At 76.5% G+C, this 16,238-nt stretch carries 15 protein-coding genes and 1 pseudogene; 9 read left to right on the forward strand and 7 right to left on the reverse strand.

Translation table 11 applies throughout. The features are described from left to right. Positions 1-1,776, forward strand: a 1,776-nt coding sequence (locus tag AB6N24_RS13300) for an AMP-binding protein (RefSeq protein ID WP_412869874.1), incomplete at its 5' end; no start/stop codon positions are given. Next, the gene (locus tag AB6N24_RS13305; protein ID WP_412869875.1) at positions 1,773-2,777 is read left to right on the forward strand and encodes an NAD-dependent epimerase/dehydratase family protein; all 1,005 of its coding nucleotides are present in this window, start codon (positions 1,773-1,775) and stop codon (positions 2,775-2,777) included. The genes AB6N24_RS13300 and AB6N24_RS13305, both read left to right, overlap by 4 nt. 93 nt (positions 2,778-2,870) lie before the next feature. Here AB6N24_RS13305 and AB6N24_RS13310 read toward each other — a convergent pair whose 3' ends face one another. The 5 genes from AB6N24_RS13310 to AB6N24_RS13330 form a co-directional block, all read right to left on the reverse strand. Further along, positions 2,871-3,560 (reverse strand): HAD family hydrolase, encoded by a 690-nt coding sequence (locus AB6N24_RS13310; RefSeq protein WP_412869876.1) that lies wholly within the window; start codon positions 3,558-3,560, stop codon positions 2,871-2,873. After that, positions 3,551-4,009, reverse strand: a complete 459-nt coding sequence (locus AB6N24_RS13315; RefSeq protein WP_412869877.1) for a PTS sugar transporter subunit IIA — start codon at positions 4,007-4,009, stop codon at positions 3,551-3,553. Before AB6N24_RS13315 ends, AB6N24_RS13310 begins: the two co-directional genes overlap by 10 nt. Next, entirely contained in the window at positions 4,009-4,239 is a 231-nt protein-coding gene (locus AB6N24_RS13320; protein WP_183295615.1) for a PTS sugar transporter subunit IIB, read from the reverse strand. Before AB6N24_RS13320 ends, AB6N24_RS13315 begins: the two co-directional genes overlap by 1 nt. 76 nt (positions 4,240-4,315) lie before the next feature. Beyond that, on the reverse strand, positions 4,316-4,549 hold the full coding sequence (locus tag AB6N24_RS13325) for a PTS sugar transporter subunit IIB (protein WP_183295614.1): 234 nt from the start codon (positions 4,547-4,549) through the stop codon (positions 4,316-4,318). Positions 4,550-4,565: 16 nt separating this feature from the next. Further along, positions 4,566-5,396, reverse strand: coding sequence for a GntR family transcriptional regulator (locus AB6N24_RS13330; RefSeq protein ID WP_412869878.1), 831 nt, complete (start codon positions 5,394-5,396; stop codon positions 4,566-4,568). Between the two features lie 203 nt (positions 5,397-5,599). Between AB6N24_RS13330 and AB6N24_RS13335 the strand changes: the two are divergent. Continuing rightward, positions 5,600-7,002 (forward strand): annotated as a pseudogene (locus tag AB6N24_RS13335) (PTS transporter subunit EIIC). Between the two features lie 129 nt (positions 7,003-7,131). Next, the gene (gene ptsP, locus AB6N24_RS13340) at positions 7,132-8,820 is read left to right on the forward strand and encodes a phosphoenolpyruvate--protein phosphotransferase (protein WP_412869879.1); all 1,689 of its coding nucleotides are present in this window, start codon (positions 7,132-7,134) and stop codon (positions 8,818-8,820) included. 158 nt (positions 8,821-8,978) lie between these two features. Here the strand turns inward: ptsP and AB6N24_RS13345 are convergent, their stop codons facing one another. After that, on the reverse strand, positions 8,979-9,239 hold the full coding sequence (locus tag AB6N24_RS13345; protein ID WP_412869880.1) for an HPr family phosphocarrier protein: 261 nt from the start codon (positions 9,237-9,239) through the stop codon (positions 8,979-8,981). Positions 9,240-9,383: 144 nt separating this feature from the next. On the opposite strand from AB6N24_RS13345, the gene AB6N24_RS13350 reads away from it, so the two are divergent. Further along, the gene (locus AB6N24_RS13350) at positions 9,384-10,262 is read left to right on the forward strand and encodes a L,D-transpeptidase (protein ID WP_412869881.1); all 879 of its coding nucleotides are present in this window, start codon (positions 9,384-9,386) and stop codon (positions 10,260-10,262) included. Between the two features lie 82 nt (positions 10,263-10,344). Here AB6N24_RS13350 and AB6N24_RS13355 read toward each other — a convergent pair whose 3' ends face one another. After that, a complete protein-coding gene (locus tag AB6N24_RS13355) occupies positions 10,345-11,784 on the reverse strand; it encodes an APC family permease (protein ID WP_412869882.1) in 1,440 nt (479 codons plus the stop codon). A 237-nt stretch (positions 11,785-12,021) separates the two neighbouring features. Here AB6N24_RS13355 and AB6N24_RS13360 point away from each other — a divergent pair, with 237 nt between their 5' ends. From AB6N24_RS13360 to AB6N24_RS13375, 4 genes are all read left to right on the forward strand, one after another. Further along, entirely contained in the window at positions 12,022-13,017 is a 996-nt protein-coding gene (locus AB6N24_RS13360) for an ATP-binding cassette domain-containing protein (RefSeq protein WP_412869883.1), read from the forward strand. After that, positions 13,014-13,856 (forward strand): ABC transporter permease, encoded by an 843-nt coding sequence (locus AB6N24_RS13365; RefSeq protein WP_412869884.1) that lies wholly within the window; start codon positions 13,014-13,016, stop codon positions 13,854-13,856. The genes AB6N24_RS13360 and AB6N24_RS13365 overlap by 4 nt, the downstream gene beginning before the upstream one ends. Positions 13,857-13,939: 83 nt before the next feature. Further along, complete coding sequence (locus AB6N24_RS13370) at positions 13,940-15,310, forward strand: FAD-binding oxidoreductase (RefSeq protein ID WP_412869885.1); 1,371 nt, start codon at positions 13,940-13,942, stop codon at positions 15,308-15,310. 160 nt (positions 15,311-15,470) lie between these two features. After that, complete coding sequence (locus tag AB6N24_RS13375) at positions 15,471-16,226, forward strand: class I SAM-dependent methyltransferase (RefSeq protein WP_412869886.1); 756 nt, start codon at positions 15,471-15,473, stop codon at positions 16,224-16,226. Positions 16,227-16,238: the final 12 nt, after the last annotated feature.

The following is a 16,238-nucleotide window of genomic DNA, read 5'->3' on the forward strand; positions in this document are numbered from 1 at the left end:
GCGCCCGCCGGCACGCACGCCGCGGTGGACGACCCCGCGTCCGCCGGCACCCCGGCCGGCACGGACGCCGCTGCGTCCGCCGAGGGCTGGGGCGACGGGCTCCCGCTCTGGCACCACCTCGAGGCGCTCGCGGACAGCCCGGAGACCGCGCTCGTCGAGCTGGCCCCGACGTCCGGCACGTCCCCGCGCGTCGTGCCGTGGCGGCTGCTCGCGCGCCGCGTCCGGGAGATCGCGGCCGGGCTCGCCGCGCTCGGCGTGCGCCCCGGGGACCGTGTCTCGCTCGTCGTGCCGCCCGGCGCCGATCTCACGGCCGTGCTCTACGCGTGCCTGCGCCTCGGGGCGGTCGTCGTCGTCGCGGACGCGGGGCTCGGGGTGCGCGGGCTGACCCGGGCCGTGCGCGGCGCCCGGCCGGACGTCGTCGTCGGCGCGGTCCCCGGGCTGTCCGCGGCGAAGGCGCTCGGCTGGCCGGGCCGCCGGATCTCCGTCGCCCCGCTGCCGCCGGCGCTCGCGCGCACCCTCGGCGTCCGGCACTCGCTCGTGGACGTCGCCGAGCTCGGCGCCTCGCAGCCGCCGCCGCCCGCACCCGGACCCGACGACACGGCGGCGGTGCTCTTCACCTCCGGGTCGACCGGGCCCGCGAAGGGTGTCGTCTACACCCACGCCCAGCTCGCCGCCGCGTGCACGGCGCTCGCCACGCAGTACGACCTCGGGCCCGGCACGGGGCTCGTCGCCGGCTTCGCACCGTTCGCGCTGCTCGCGCCGGGCCTCGGCGCCCGCACCGCGATCCCCGCGATGGACGTGACGTCGCCGCGGACCCTCACGGCGTCGGCCGTCGCCGACGCGGCCGCCGCGGTCGACGCGACGGTGCTGTTCCTGTCCCCCGCGGCGCTCGCCAACGTGGTCGCGACGGCCGACGGGCTGTCCGCCGGCCAGCGCGCGGGTCTCGGGTCGGTGCGCACCTTCCTGTCCGCGGGCGCCCCCGTGCCGGTCGACCTGCTCGCGCGGGCGGCCGAGCTCCTGCCGCACGCGACCCCGCACACCCCGTACGGCATGACGGAGTGCCTGGTGGTCACGGACATCACGCTCGACGGGATCCGGGACGCGGCCGCGACCCCGCGCACGGCGTCGGACCCGGGCGGCGTGTGCGTCGGGCGTCCCGCGGCCGCAGCGCTGGTCCGCATCGCGGCGCTCGACGCAGCAGGGCAGGCGACGGGCACGCCCTCCACCGAGCCGGACGTCACCGGGGAGGTCGTGGTCTCCGCGCCGCACCTCAAGCAGGGCTACGACCGGCTCCACCTCACGGACCAGGCGAGCGTCCGCGGCACGGACGCCGGCCCGGGGCCGGGTGGCACGGCCGGGCGCTGGCACCGCACGGGCGACGTGGGCCACCTCGACCACGAGGGCCGGCTGTGGGTCGAGGGCCGGCTCGCGCACGTCGTGGTGACGGCGGACGGCGTCGTCACGCCGGTCGGCGTCGAGCAGCGCGTCGACGCGGTGCCCGGGGTCGCCCGGTCGGCGCTCGTCGGGGTGGGTCCGCGCGGCGCCCAGGTGCTCGTCGCGGTGCTCGAGCTCGACGCCGCCGCGCGGCGCCGTCCCGCCCTCGCGGAGCCGCGGCTGGCCGCCCGGGTGCGTGCCGCCGCGGGCCGGCCGCTCGCCGCCGTCCTCGTCGTCCCCGGCATGCCGACCGACGTGCGGCACAACTCGAAGATCGACCGCACCCGGCTCGCGGCGTGGGCCGAGGACGTGCTCGCGGGCCGGCGGGCCGGACGCCCGTGAGGGTGCTCGTGACGGGCGCGAGCGGCCTGCTCGGGCGAGCGGTCGCGGTCCACCTGCAGGGCGCCGGGCACGAGGTGCGCACGTTCCAGCGCCGGCCGAGCGGGGTCCCGGGCGCCGAGGACGTGCTCGGCTCGGTCACGGTCCCCGCGGACGTCGAGGCTGCGGTGGCCGGGACGGACGCGGTCGTGCACCTCGCGGCCAAGGTCTCGCTCGCGGGTGACCCGGCGCAGTTCCACGAGGTCAACGTCGGCGGGACTCGGCACGTGCTCTCGGCGCTCGCGCGGCACGGCGTCGAGCGCCTCGTGCACGTGTCGTCCCCGTCGGTCGCGCACACCGGCGCCTCGATCGTCGGCGACGACGCCCTGCCCGCGGACCCGGCCCGCGCCCGCGGCGACTACGCCCGGACCAAGGCCGAGGCCGAGCTCCTCGCGCTCGCCGCCGACCGGCCCGGCCTGCGGGTCGTCGCCGTCCGCCCGCACCTCGTGTGGGGTCCCGGCGACACCCAGCTCGTCGCGCGCCTCGCCGAGCGCGCCCGCGCCGGGCGGCTCCCCCTGCTCGACCGCGGGACCGTGCTGGTCGACACCACGTACGTCGACAACGCGGCGTCGGCGATGGTCGCCGCGCTCGGACGCCTCGACGCCCCGGACGGCGCCGTGCGCGGGCGGGCGTACGTCGTCACGAACGGGGAGCCGCGGCCCATCGCGGAGGTGCTCGGCGGCATCTGCGCCGCGATGGGCGCGCCGCCGCCGCGCCGGCACGTCCCGGCCACGCTCGCGCGCGCCGCGGGGTCGCTCGTCGAGACGGTGTGGCGGGTGCGTCCCGGCGTCGACGAGCCGCCGATGACCCGGTTCCTCGCCGAGCAGCTCTCGACCGCGCACTGGTTCGACCAGCGCCGGACGCGCGCGGACCTCCGGTGGACCCCCGCGGTGGCGCTCGACGAGGGGCTGCGCCGGCTGCGCGCGGCGCACGAGGCGAGCCCGGCCGGGGCGTCCCCCGTCTAGCGGCGCGGCGAGGACTCCGGCCTCGGCCGTCCGCCACGGCCCCGGCCGATCCGTCAGCCCTGACCGCAGCCGTCGGCGTCCGCGCGCCCGGCGTCAGCGCCCGACCCGGGCCTCGACCGCCGGCGCGAGCGCCGTCAGGTCGCCGCACGTCGCGTCGGCCCCGGCCGCGAGGAGCACCTCGTCCGGCTGGCTCGTGCGGACGCCGAGCACGAGCCCGACGCCGGCGTCGCGGGCCGACACGATCCCGGCCGGCGAGTCCTCGAGCGCGACGAGCGCCGTCGGCGGGAGCCCGAGGGCCTGCGCGCCGCGGCGGAACGGCTCGGGGTCCGGCTTGCCGTGCGTGCAGTCCTCCGCGGTCACGAGGCGCACGGCCCCGTGCGGCACGCCGAGCAGGTCGAGCGCGGGCAGCGCCCACGAGAGCCGCGCGGACGTCACGACACACACCGGGACCTCGGCCCGCACGCACGCCTGGAGCAGCTCGGCGGCGCCGGCGACGGCCTCGGGCCGGGCGGTCGCCCGGGCGAGGACGTCGAGCACGCCCTCGGTCAGCGCGTCGGGGTCCTCGCCCGCCCACGGGCCGTCCAGCACCGGGAACACCTCGACCGCGCGCCGCCCCGCGAACTCGCGCACGACGTCGTCGGGCACGTCCCAGCCGCGCGCCGCGAAGTAGTCCCGGTACGCCTGGCGGTGCAGCGGCTCGCTGTCGACGAGCGTCCCGTCGAGGTCGACGAGCAGCCCGGCGGCGTCGCTCAGGCGCGCGAGCGTGCGGGGGCTCAGCTCCACTCGAACAGCGCGTCGCCCGGGGTGACCTGCGCACCGATCGCGACGAGCGGCGTCAGGCTCCCCGGCGCGCCCTCGAGCGCGACGACCGGGCAGATCGGCGAGCGCCCGCCGGCCTCGACCTCGCCGGGGTTCCAGCTGACGACCACGTCCCCCGCCTCGACGACGTCGCCCTCGGCAGCGTGCAGCTCGAACCCCTGCCCCTGCAGCTGGACGGTGTCGAGCCCGAGGTGCACGAGGGCGGCGCGCCCGTCGCCGCCGACGACGACGAAGGCGTGCGCGTGGAGCTTGGCGATCGTGCCGCTCACCGGGGCGATCGCGTTGACGACGCCGTCGCGGGGCGGGTCGATCGCGAGGCCGGGGCCGACGATCTCGCCGCCGAACACCGGGTCGGGCACGTCGGCCATCGCGTGCACGACGCCCGCGACCGGGGCCAGCACCGTGAGGCCCATCAGCGGAGGTCCTCGATGTCGGAGGCGATCGTGTCGGCCTCGGGGCCCACGACGACCTGGACCGCGGTGCCCGAGCGCATGACGCCGAACGCGCCGGTGGCCTTGAGGACCGCCTCGTCGACGAGCGCGGGGTCGACGACCTCGACGCGCAGGCGCGTGATGCACGCCTCCAGGTCGACGACGTTCGCGTCGCCGCCGAGGCCCGCGAGGATCTGCTCTGCCTTGCTCATGAGTTCTCCCTTGATGTCGGGCGGAGGCTGCTGGGCCCCCGCGTGTCCGTACCGGGCCTCGCGGAGCTCCCGCGGTTCACAGGAGCTCCTCGAGGTCCGCCGCGATCGTGTCGACGTGCGGGCCGACCACGACCTGCACGACGCGTCCGGCGATCATCACGCCGTGCGCGCCGGCGACGCGCAGGGCCTTGACGTCGACGAGCGCGGTGTCGCGCACCTCGGACCGCAGCCGCGTGGTGCAGGGCTCGATGTCGACGATGTTGGCGACCCCTCCGAGCGCCGCCAGAATGCTCTGGGCCTGAGCCGTCACCCGTTCCACCCTTCGTTCATGTCGCGACCCCGCTCATCGCCGGGTCGGCCGTCGTCCCGTCGCCCTGCCCGGCCTCCTGCGCAGCCGGCTGTGCCTGCGCCTCGGGTGCGGTCCCGGACCTCGGTGTCAGTGCGCGCCTCGGTGCGCGCAGCGGGACCCACAGGACGTAGCGGTCGGCCCGGTAGACCGACCGCGAGTACACGCACGCGGTCTCGCCGGCGAACGTGCGCCGGGAGAGCCGCAGGACCGCGCGCCCGACGGGGACGCGCAGCAGCTCGGCGTCGGCGGCGTGCACCTCGGTCGCGGCGACGACGTCCTCGCCCCAGTCGGGCTCGAGCCCGCGGCGCCGGAGCTCGCCGTACACGCTCTGCGGGACGTCGCCGTCGAACAGGCCGGGCACGAGCCGGCACGGCAGCCACGACTGCTCGATCGCCATGGGCTCGCCGTCGGCGAAGCGCACCCGGTGCAGGTAGAACGTCATCTCGCCCGGGAGGATGTCGAGCGCGTCGGCGATGTCGGGTGTGGCCTCGACGACCTCGGCGGACAGCACCTCCGAGGACGGGCTCATGCCGCGGCGCGCCATCTCCTCGCCGAACGACGCGAGGCGCACCTCGAGGTCGACCTTGCCCGGGGCGACGAAGGTGCCGCGGCCCTGCTCGCGCGCCAGCAGGCCCTCGACGACGAGGGCGTCGACGGCCTGGCGCACGGTCATCCGGGAGACGCCGAACCGCTCGCACAGCGCGCGCTCCGACGGGATGGTGTCCCCCACGGAGAGCTCGTGCGTGACGAGCGAGCGCAGGTAGTCCCTGACCCGGACGTGCTTGAGAACCGAGCGACCCACCCTCATCCCCTCGTCGGGCCGCGGCGGGATCGCCGGACTCTTGACACCTTATGCGGCATTCCATCATGGTTGCGGCAACTGGTCCAGACATCTAGTGCAGCGCGTTCGGCCCAACGAAGTCCCGTCGCCCCACCCCCGCCCCACCCTCCACCCGATCGGCCCCGCGCCCCACTCGCACGGCCGCCCACCACGAGGAGTGACCCCCTGCCATGACGACCACCACCACCGCACCCGCCACGCGCGAGAAGCGGAGCATCCCCGGGCTGCCGCAGCTCCAGCGCGTCGGCCGCTCGCTCATGCTCCCGATCGCGTCCCTGCCCGCGGCCGCGCTCCTCCTGCGGCTCGGCCAGCCCGACATGCTCGGCGCCGACGGCCTCGCCGGCGCGTGGGGCGACTGGATGCTCCCGGTCGCGGCCGTGCTCGCCGCAGCCGGCAACGCGCTGTTCTCGAACCTGCCGCTCCTCTTCGCGCTCGGCGTCGCGGTCGGCTACGCGCGCAAGTCCGACGGCTCGACCGGGCTCGCCGCGCTCGTCGGCTACCTCGTCTTCAAGGGCGTGTCCGACGCGCTGTCGCCGTACGTCCTCGGCGAGCCCGAGGGCGACGCCGCGCAGGAGCTCATCAACTACGGCGTGCTCGGCGGCATCGTGATGGGCCTCGTCGCGGCGCTGCTGTACCAGAAGTACTCGCGCATCAAGCTGCCGCCGTACCTCGCGTTCTTCGGCGGCCGGCGCTTCGTGCCGATCGTCACCGCGGGCATGGCGATCGTCGTCGCCGTGATCGGCGCGCTGGTCTACCCCTGGTTCGACGCGGTCCTCACCGCCGTCGGCGACTGGGTCACCGGCTCGACGATCCTCGGGCCTTCGTCTACGGCACCGCGAACCGCCTGCTCGTCCCGATCGGCCTGCACCACCTGCTGAACTCCCTCCCGTGGTTCCAGTTCGGCGAGTTCACCGACGCCAACGGCGACGTGTGGAGCGGGGACATCAACCGGTTCCTGCACGGCGACCCGACCGCGGGGACGTTCATGACCGGCTTCTTCCCGATCATGATGTTCGCGCTGCCCGCCGCCGCCCTCGCGTTCGTGCACACCGCGAAGCCCGAGAAGCGCAAGGTCATCGCCGGGATCATGGGCTCGGCCGCGCTCGTCTCGTTCGTCACGGGCGTCACCGAGCCGCTCGAGTTCTCGTTCCTGTTCCTCGCGTACCCGCTGTACGTGATCCACGCGGTCCTCACGGGCACGTCGCTCGCGCTGACGAACTGGCTCGACATCCACCAGGGCTTCGGGTTCTCGGCCGGGGTCATCGACTACCTGCTCAACTTCAACATCGCGCAGAAGCCGCTCCTGATCATCCCGATCGGGCTCGCGTACGGCGTCCTGTACTACGTCCTCTTCCGGTTCGTCATCACGCGGTGGAACCTGCGCACGCCGGGCCGCGAGGACGACGAGGCGACGGTCGACCCGAACAACGTGCTGGTCGACCAGCCCGCCGAGACCGTGCCCGCCACCGTCGGGGCACGCCCCGCCGCGGAGCCGGGCGACGCGACCGCGTCCGCGACGACACCGGCCCTCACGAAGCCGGACCGCGACACCGGCGCCGGCTCGCCGGCCTGACCGCGACGCGACGCGTCCGGGCCCGGTCGACGGCACACCCGCCGACCGGGCCCGGGCCGCTGCGCCGGTACCCGCACCCGCCCGTCGACACGTCGGCCCCCAGGGCCGACCGAGAGCACGAGGACCCCCATGACCGACGTCCAGGACCAGCACCTCGTCACCGGCATCGGCGTGAGCCCCGGCCGCGTCGCCGGCCGCGTCACGCGCATGCCCGACGGGGTGCCCGAGCCGCCGGTCGCGACGCTGCCCGAGGGCGCGGACGCCGACGAGGCCGCTGCCCGGATCTCCCGCGTCTCGGCCGAGGTCCAGCACGAGCTCGAGTCGGCCGCGGAGCACGCGACCGGCGAGGGCCGCGAGGTCCTCGAGGCGACCGCTCTCATGGCCGCGGACCAGACGCTCGTGACGACCGCCACGGACCTCGTGCGGACGCAGCGCCTCGACCCCGCGCGTGCCGTGTGGCAGGCCGCCGCGACCGTGATCGACCAGCTCCGGGCCATCGGCGGGTACCTCGGCGAGCGCGCCCGGGACGTCGCCGACGTGCGCGACCGGCTCGTGTGCGCGCTCGCGGGCCGCCCCGCGCCGGGCGTCCCGCACCCCGGGCACCCGATCGTGCTGCTCGCCGACGACCTCTCCCCCGCCGACACCGCGACGCTCGACCCCGAGGAGGTCCTCGCGATCGTCACGCGCGAGGGCGGACCGACGTCGCACACCGCCATCCTCGCGCGCTCGCTCGGTATCCCCGCGGTGGTCGGCGCCGCGGACGCCGCGTCGGTCCCCGAGGGCGCGCTCGTGCTCGTCGACGGCGCGGCCGGCACGGTGCTCGTGCACCCGACGGACGACGAGGTCGAGCGCGCGGCCGCCGCCGCCCGGCGGACCCGGACGTTCGACGGCCACGGGCGCACCCGCGACGGGCACGACGTGCCGCTGCTCGCGAACATCGGGCACCCCGGCGGGGCCGCGGCCGCCGCCGCGGCGGGCGCCGAGGGCGTCGGGCTGTTCCGCACCGAGTTCTGCTTCCTCGACCGCCCCGACGCGCCCGGCGTCGAGGAGCAGGTCGCGCAGTACCGGGCGGTGCTCTCGGCGTTCCCGGGCAAGAAGGTCGTCGTGCGCACGCTCGACGCGGGCGCCGACAAGCCCCTGCCGTTCCTCACGGCCCCCGGCGAGCCGAACCCGGCGCTCGGCGTCCGCGGCCTGCGCACCGCGACGCGCGACCCTCAGGTCCTCGACGACCAGCTCGCCGCCATCGCGCAGGCCGCCGCGGCGGAGAGCGCCACGGTGTGGGTCATGGCGCCGATGGTCTCGACGGTGGCCGAGACCGCGGAGTTCGTCGAGCGCTGCGCCGCGCACGGGCTGACCACCGCGGGCGTCATGGTCGAGGTGCCGAGCGCGGCGCTCACCGCCGGGCCGATCCTCGCGCGCGCGGCGTTCGCGAGCATCGGCACCAACGACCTCACGCAGTACACGATGGCCGCGGACCGGCTGCTGGGCGAGCTCGCGCCGCTGTCGACGGCGTGGCAGCCCGCGGTGCTCGAGCTCGTCGCCGCGACGTGCCGGGGCGGAGCGCGCCACGACCGGCCCGTCGGCGTGTGCGGCGAGGCGGCCGCGGACCCCGCGCTCGCCGTCGTCCTCGTCGGGCTCGGCGTCACGACCCTGTCGATGACGGCGCGCGCGCTGCCCGACGTGGCCGCGGTGCTCGCGAGCGTCACGCACGCGGAGTGCGTCGAGCTCGGGGAGCTCGCGCTCGGGTCGGACTCCGCCGAGGACGCGCGCGCGGCGGTGCGCGCGCGCCTCGGGGTGCTGGAGGAGCTGGGGCTCTGAGGCGGCGGCTCGGGCTCGGGCTCGGCCGCTGCGGCCCTGCGCGGCGAGGTCGCGCCCGGCGCCCGGGGAGCCGGGAGCCGGGAGCCGGGAGCCGGGAGCCGGGAGCCGGGAGCCGGGAGTGACCCTGTCAGCCGGCGTCCGCGCCGGCTGACAGGTGGTCAGCCGGCGCTGACGAGGTACGTCTCGAGGGCGTCGAGCGAGGCCTCGGCCGCGTCGCCGTCGGACTCGAGCACGACCTCCTCGCCCGCGTGCACCCCGAGCGTCATGATGCTGAGGATGCTCGACGCGGGCACCGCCTCCCCGTCGGGGCGGCGCAGCGTCACCGGTGACGGCTGCTCCCCCGCGAGCTTGACGAAGAGCGCCGCGGGGCGCGCGTGCAGCCCCTCGGGGATCGCGACGGTGACGCGACGTGCGGGCATGCTGGCCTCCGGGCTCGGCGACAGTGGTCTAGACCACAGTAGCCCGTCCGGCTCCCGCGAGCCACCGACCTCGGTCCCACGTCCGCGGCGGCCCGGGGTCCGCTCGGGGTGACCGTGCGGCGGACCGGGGCGATACTCGACGGGATGAGCCCCCGACCGCGCACGGCCCTCGCCGCCGCCCTCCTCGCGGTGCTGCTCGCGGGCTGCGGCACGGGCGGCACGCCGACCACCGACCCCGCGCCGACGCAGACCGTGCGCGCCCCGGTGGCGAGCGAGCGCACGCACCCGCCGGCCCCCACCTCCGCAGCACCGGCCTGGACCCCGCCTCCCCTGGACCTCGCGGCCCTCCCGGTCGCGGACCCCTGGGCCGTCCTGCCGCGCGCGGTCCCGGACCCCGAGCCCGGCGCCGTGCCGAGCGGCCTGCTCGTCGCCCCGAGCACGCCCGCGGGAGTCCCGCTCTACGACGCGCCCCGCGGCGAGCCCTTCGCGGTGCTGCCCCGCGCGGCGTACGAGGGCGACACCTCCTACCCCGTCGTCGCGCAGGACGGCGACTGGTACCAGGTGATGCTCGTCGTCCGGCGCGGGCTGCCCAGCGAGGTCGGGCCGTCGGGGGTCAACGAGGCGACCGGCTGGGTCTGGGCGGCCGACGTGACGACCAGCACGACCGACCTGCGGATCACCGCGACGCTGAGCACCGGCGAGGTCACGCTGTGGCGCGGCGAGGAGGTGCTCGCGCGCACGGTCGCGGGCATCGGCACCCCCGAGACGCCGACCCCCGTCACGCGCACGTTCGTGATGTCGATCTACCCGGACCCGAACGCGACCTACTCGCGCGTCTTCGTCACGTTCGGCGCGCACTCCCCGACCCTCGACGAGTTCAGCGGAGGACCCGCGCCGATCGCGATCCACGCCTACCCGAGCCACAGCGGCGCCATCTCGAACGGGTGCCTGCGCATCCCCGCGGACATGCTCGACGCGTTCGCCGGCGTCCCGCTCGGGACCCCGGTGATCGTCACGGCGTGACGCAGCGGCGCGCGGCGCCGCAGCACGCGGTGGCTCGCTCGCGGTGGCTCAGCCGGTGCGGTGGCTCAGCCGGTGCGGTGGCTCAGCCGGCGCGGCGGACGAGCAGCCGGTTGACCCCGTAGAGCGCGACGCCGATGGCGAGCAGCACCGCCGCCCGCACGTACACGGCGTCCTCGCGCCCGGTGAGCGGGCTCGCGAGCACCAGGCTCACGACCGCGCCGAGCACGGGCGCCCAGGTCGGCGCGCGGAACCCGCGACGGTCGCCGCCGCGCGCACCGCCTCCCGACGGCGTCTGCCCGGGCGCGTCCGCAGCGCCCGGGACCCCGTCCGCCCGCGCGTCGCCCGTCGCATCCCCCGGGTCCCGCCGCAGCACGAGCACGGCGACGTTGACGACCGCGAACACCAGCAGGAGCAGCAGCACGGTCGTGTCCGCCAGGCCCGCGAGGTCGCCGGTGCTCACGAGCGCCAGGGCGACGGCGATCGTGAACGCGATGGCGACCGACGGCGTCCGGCGCCGGCTCACGCGCCCGAGCACCGGCGGCACGATGCCCTCGCGCGCCATCCCGTAGACGAGGCGCGAGGCCATGATCATGTTGATCAGCGCCGTGTTGCCCACCGCGAAGAGGGCGATGACCGCGAACAGCGTCGGCGGGAACGCCAGGCCGGCGACCTTGACGACCTCGAGCAGCGGGCCGGTGGAGCCCTGCAGCGTCGCGGTGTCGACGAGCAGCGTCGACGTGAACGCGACCGCGAGGTACACGACGCCGGTGATCGCGAGCCCGCCGAACAGCGCACGCCCGAAGTCGCGCCGCGGCTCCTGGCACTCCTCCGCCAGGTTGACGGAGTCCTCGAAGCCGAGGAGCGCGTAGAACGCGAGCGCGGTCCCGCCGAGCACCGCCGTCCACGCGCTCGCGTCGCCAGGGTCGAGGTCGAGGGCGCGCGACGGGTCCCCGTCGCCGTTCACGACGGCCCACGCACCTACCGCGAGGACCACGAGCAGCCCCGACGCCTCGATCAGCGTGAGCACCACGTTGACCCGCATCGACTCGGAGATGCCGATGAAGTTCACCACCGCGACGAGCGCGAGGAACGCGTACGCCGCGACGAGCGTCGGCACGCTCACGAGCTCGGCGAGGTAGTCGCCCCCGAAGGCGCGCGCCGCCGCGGCCGCCGACGTGACGCCGGACATCATCACCGTGAACGCGACCATGAAGGTGACGAACGGCTTGTCGAACGCCTTGTGCGCGTACAGCGCCGCACCGGCCGCGCGGGGGAACTTGCCGACGAGCTCGACGTAGGACGCGGCGGTCAGCGCGGCGAGCCCGAACGCGAGGAGGAACGGCAGCCAGATCGCGCCGCCGACCTCGCCCGCGACCTTGCCGGTCAGCGAGTAGATGCCCGCACCGAGGATGTCGCCGACCACGAACAGCAGCAGGACCTTGCGTCCGACCGTGCGGGCCAGCGGGGCGTCCTGACCGGCGGCACGTCCGGAGGCGGGCGGTGCCGGGGGTGCTGACGACATGCGGGGCCTCCCGTGCCTGACGTGCGACGACGTCCGTCCCGGGCAGTCTCGTCCCGCGCCGGGCGACGCGCGCGCCGAACGACGCGCGCCCACCCCGCGAGGCGACGCGTGCTTGGGCGGACCCGGCCCGTGCGCGGCGTCCCGGACGTGGCGCACGCGCGCCGATGAGTTCTGCCGGCGGCCCGGGTCTGCACACCGACCGGGCACCACCCTCGCCCGGCGCGAGGAGGAGGCGGCATGACCGACCTGGCGATCGAGACCCACGGTCTCGTCAAGACGTTCGGGGAGACGCGCGCGGTCGACGGCGTCGACCTCGCGATCCCGCGCGGCGGCGTGCACGGGTTCCTCGGGCCCAACGGCGCCGGGAAGACGACGACGATCCACGTGCTCGCGACGCTCTCGACCCCGGACGCCGGCACGGCGCACGTGCTCGGCTACGACGTCGTCCGCGAGTCGCGCGAGGTGCGCCGACGCGTCAGCCTGACCGGGCAGTTCGCGTCGGTCGACGAGGACCTGACCGGGCGGGAGAACCTCCGCCTGCTGGGCCGGCTGTTCGGGTACACGGGTGCCGCCGCGACGCGCCGGGCCGACGAGCTGCTCGCGGCGTTCGGGCTCACCGAGGCCGCGACGCAGCAGGTCAAGAAGTACTCGGGCGGCATGCGCCGGCGCATCGACATCGCCGCGAGCATCGTCGTGACCCCCGAGCTGCTGTTCCTCGACGAGCCGACCACCGGCCTCGACCCGCGCAGCCGCAACGAGGTGTGGGACATCGTGCGGGCGATGGTCGCGTCCGGCACGACCGTGCTGCTGACCACGCAGTACCTCGACGAGGCGGACCAGCTCGCGGACCGGATCAGCGTGATCGACCGCGGGAAGGTCATCGCGGAGGGCTCGTCGAGCGAGCTCAAGGCGTCGGTCGGCTCGGGGTCGCTGCACGTGCGCGTCCTGGACCCGGCCGACCGTGAGGCCGCACGCGCGCTGCTCGAGCGCGAGCTCGGCGTCGACGTCCGCACGCAGGCCGACCCGGCCGCGCTCGACGCCACGGTGGAGAGCCCCGCGCTCGCGACCCGGGCGCTCACCGCGCTCGACGCCGCCGGCCTGCGCCTCGCGCAGTTCGCGCTGGGCCAGCCGACCCTCGACGAGGTCTTCCTCGCGCTGACCGGCCACCACGCCGACGGCCCGACCGCCGACGGCCCCGCCAGCACCACCACGACCGAGGAGGACGCGGCATGACGCTCGAGGCCACCCGCCCGACGCAGGGCACACCGACGTCGGCGGTCCTGTCCGCGCTCGCAAGCACCGAGCGCCCCACCCCGCCGAGCGCGCTGTCGACGTCGCTGACCTTCGGCTGGCGCGCGCTGCTCAAGATCAAGCACGTCCCCGAGCAGCTCATCGACGTGACGATCTTCCCGGTCATGTTCACGCTGCTGTTCACGTTCCTGTTCGGCGGCGCGCTCGCCGGGAGCACCGAGGAGTACATCCAGTTCCTGCTCCCCGGGATCCTCGTCCAGGGGGTCATCATGATCACGATGTACACGGGCACGACCCTGCGCACCGACATCGAGAAGGGCGTGTTCGACCGGTTCCGGTCGCTGCCGATCTGGCGGCCGTCGGCGCTCGTGGGGATGCTGCTCGGCGACGCGGTGCGGTTCACGATCTCCTCGCTCGTGACCATCAGCCTGGGGCTGCTGCTGGGCTGGCGTCCCGCGGGCGGCGTGGCCGGCGTCGCGCTCGGCGTGCTGCTGCTGCTGGTCTTCGCGTTCTCGCTGGGCTGGATCTGGACGTTCCTCAGCCTCGTGCTGCGCACGTCGCAGTCCGTGATGGGCGCGAGCATGCTCGTCATCACCCCGCTGACGTTCGGCAGCAACATCTTCGTGGACCCCGCGACCATGCCGAGCTGGCTGCAGGCGTTCGTCGAGGTCAACCCGGTGACGCACCTCGTGACCGCGGTGCGCGCGCTCATGGACGGCGTCCCCCCGGGCAGCAGCCTCACGCTGACGCTCGTGTGGTCCGCGGCGCTCGTGGCGGTGTTCGGGTCGCTGACCATGTGGCGGTACCGCGACGCGCACTGAGCGCACGGCGCGCGCCCGGCCGGGCCGCCGAGGGCGCGCCCCCCGCCACGTATCACCCGGCGGGCACCGGGCTCCTCACCCCCATGACGCAGATGACGGGGTCCGGCGTCGGCGCGCGGCTGCGCGCCCACGTGCGGGGGCAGGTCTGGCAGCACGAGGACGACGGGTACGACGCCGCGCGCGCGGTGTGGAACGGCGCGGTCGACCGCCGCCCCGCGGTCGTCGTGCGGTGCGCCGACGCGCAGGACGTCCGCACGGCGCTGCTCGTGGCGCGCGAGCACGGCGTCCCGCTCTCGGTGCGCGGCGGCGGGCACGACTGGGCCGGGCGCGCGGTCCGCGACGGCGGGGTCGTGCTCGACCTCTCGGCGCTGCGCGGCGTGCGGGTCGACCCCGGCGCCGGCATCGCGCACGCGCAGGGCGGCGCGCTCGTCTCGGACGTCGTCGACCCCGCGGCGGCGCAGGGGCTCGGGACCGCGACCGCGGTGGTGCGCGGCGTCGGCATGGCCGGCATGACGATGGCCGGCGGGTACGGCGGCCTGCTCGGGCGGTTCGGGCTCGCGCTCGACAACCTGCTCTCGGCGGACGTCGTCCTGCCCGACGGCACGCACGTCACCGCGGCGCCCGACGGCGACCCGGAGCTGCTCTGGGCGCTGCGCGGCGGGGGCGGGAACTTCGGGGTCGTGACCGCGGCCCGGTACCGGCTGCACCCGCTCGGCCCGGTGCTCGGCGGCATGCTGCTGTTCCCGCTGAGTGAGGCCGTCGACGTGCTGCGCGGCTACCGCGACGTCGTCGCCTCGGCGCCGGACGAGCTCACGGTCATGGCCGGACTGCTGACGGGCCCCGCAGGACAGGCCGCAGCGTTCGTCGCCCCGACGTGGAGCGGCGACCTCGAGGCGGGCGAGGCGGCCGTCGCGCCGCTGACCCGGCTGGGCACGCCCGTGGGCGGGGGCGTCGGGCCGGTGCCGTACCCCGAGCTCATCCGGATGTTCGAGGCCGGCTCGCCGGCCGGGCGCTCCTACGCGCTCGGCACCCGCTGGCTCCCGGAGCTCACCGACGACGCCGTCCGCACGCTCGTCGACGCCGCCGCGAGCTGCCCCTCGCCGTCCTCGCTGCTCGCGCTGCACCACTTCCACGGGGCCGGCGCGCGGGTCGCCCCGGACGCGACCGCGTTCGCGCTGCGCCGTGACCACCTGCTCGCCGAGGTCATCGCCGCGTGGGAGCCGCCCGGCACCGACCCCGCCGGCGCCGCGGCGGTGCAGCGGGCGTGGGTCGACGAGGTCTCCGCGGCGCTCGCCCCCGGTGCCCTGCCCGGCGGCTACCCGAACATCCTGGGGCCCGACGACGCCGCCCGGACGCGCCTCGGCTTCGGCGCCAACGCCGACCGCCTGCTCGCTGCGAAGCACCGGTACGACCCGGACGGCGCGTTCTCGGCGATCGGTGCGCTCGCCCCCTGACCGGCGGTACCGGCGTGTCGTACCCGGCCCGCCGGGTGCCGCCGCCGGGACGCGTCCGTCCCGAGCGCGGTTCCTGCGCCGACGGCACACTGGTCGCGTCCGGGCCCGCGGACGGGCGCGGGCCCGTCGCGTCCGGCGCGACGAGCGAGGAGCCCCCGACGTGGACGGAGCCGACGAGGACGCCTGGTCGGCGGTGGCGGAGGGCTGGGCGGAGCTGTGGGGCCCGTTCGCCGACCCGGTGCGGCGCACGCTGCTCGCGGCGGCCGGCGTCGGCCCCGGGACCCGAGTGCTCGACGTCGGGTGCGGGAGCGGCGAGCTGCTCGCACAGGCGCACGGGCTCGGTGCGCAGGCGGCCGGCGCCGACCCCGCGCCGGGGATGGTCGCCCTCGCGCGCGCCCAGGTCCCGGGCGCCGACGTCCGGGTCGCCGCCGCCGAGGCGCTCCCGTGGGACGACGCCCGCTTCGACGTCGTGACCGCCGTCAACTCGCTGCAGCTCGCGGCGAGCACGGCGGACGCCCTCGCGGAGGCCGTGCGCGTCACGGTGCCCGGCGGGCGGGTCGCGCTCGCGTCCTGGGCGGAGGGCGCGCTCAACGACCTCGACGTCGTCGAGCGCGCCGTCGCCGCGGCCGCCGGCGAGGACGTCCCGCAGGACGGCCCCCTGCGCGAAGCCGGCGGGTTCGAGGCGCTGCTCGCGGGGAGCGGGCTGACCGTCGTCGCGGCCGGGCTCGTCGAGGTCCCGTGGGAGGTGCCGGACGACACGACGCTCGTGCGCGGGGTGCTGCTCGGCGAGGACGCCGAGGGCACCGAGTCCGGGCACCGGACCGTCGTGGACGCCGCGCGCCCGTTCCGCACCGAGGCCGGCGGCTACCGGCTCGTCAACGCCTTCCGCTACGCGGTCGCGGTCACGCCGGCCTGAGCCCGCGGGCAG

The sequence above is a fragment of the Cellulomonas jepli genome (genome assembly GCF_047229345.1).
Taxonomy (GTDB): domain Bacteria; phylum Actinomycetota; class Actinomycetes; order Actinomycetales; family Cellulomonadaceae; genus Cellulomonas_A.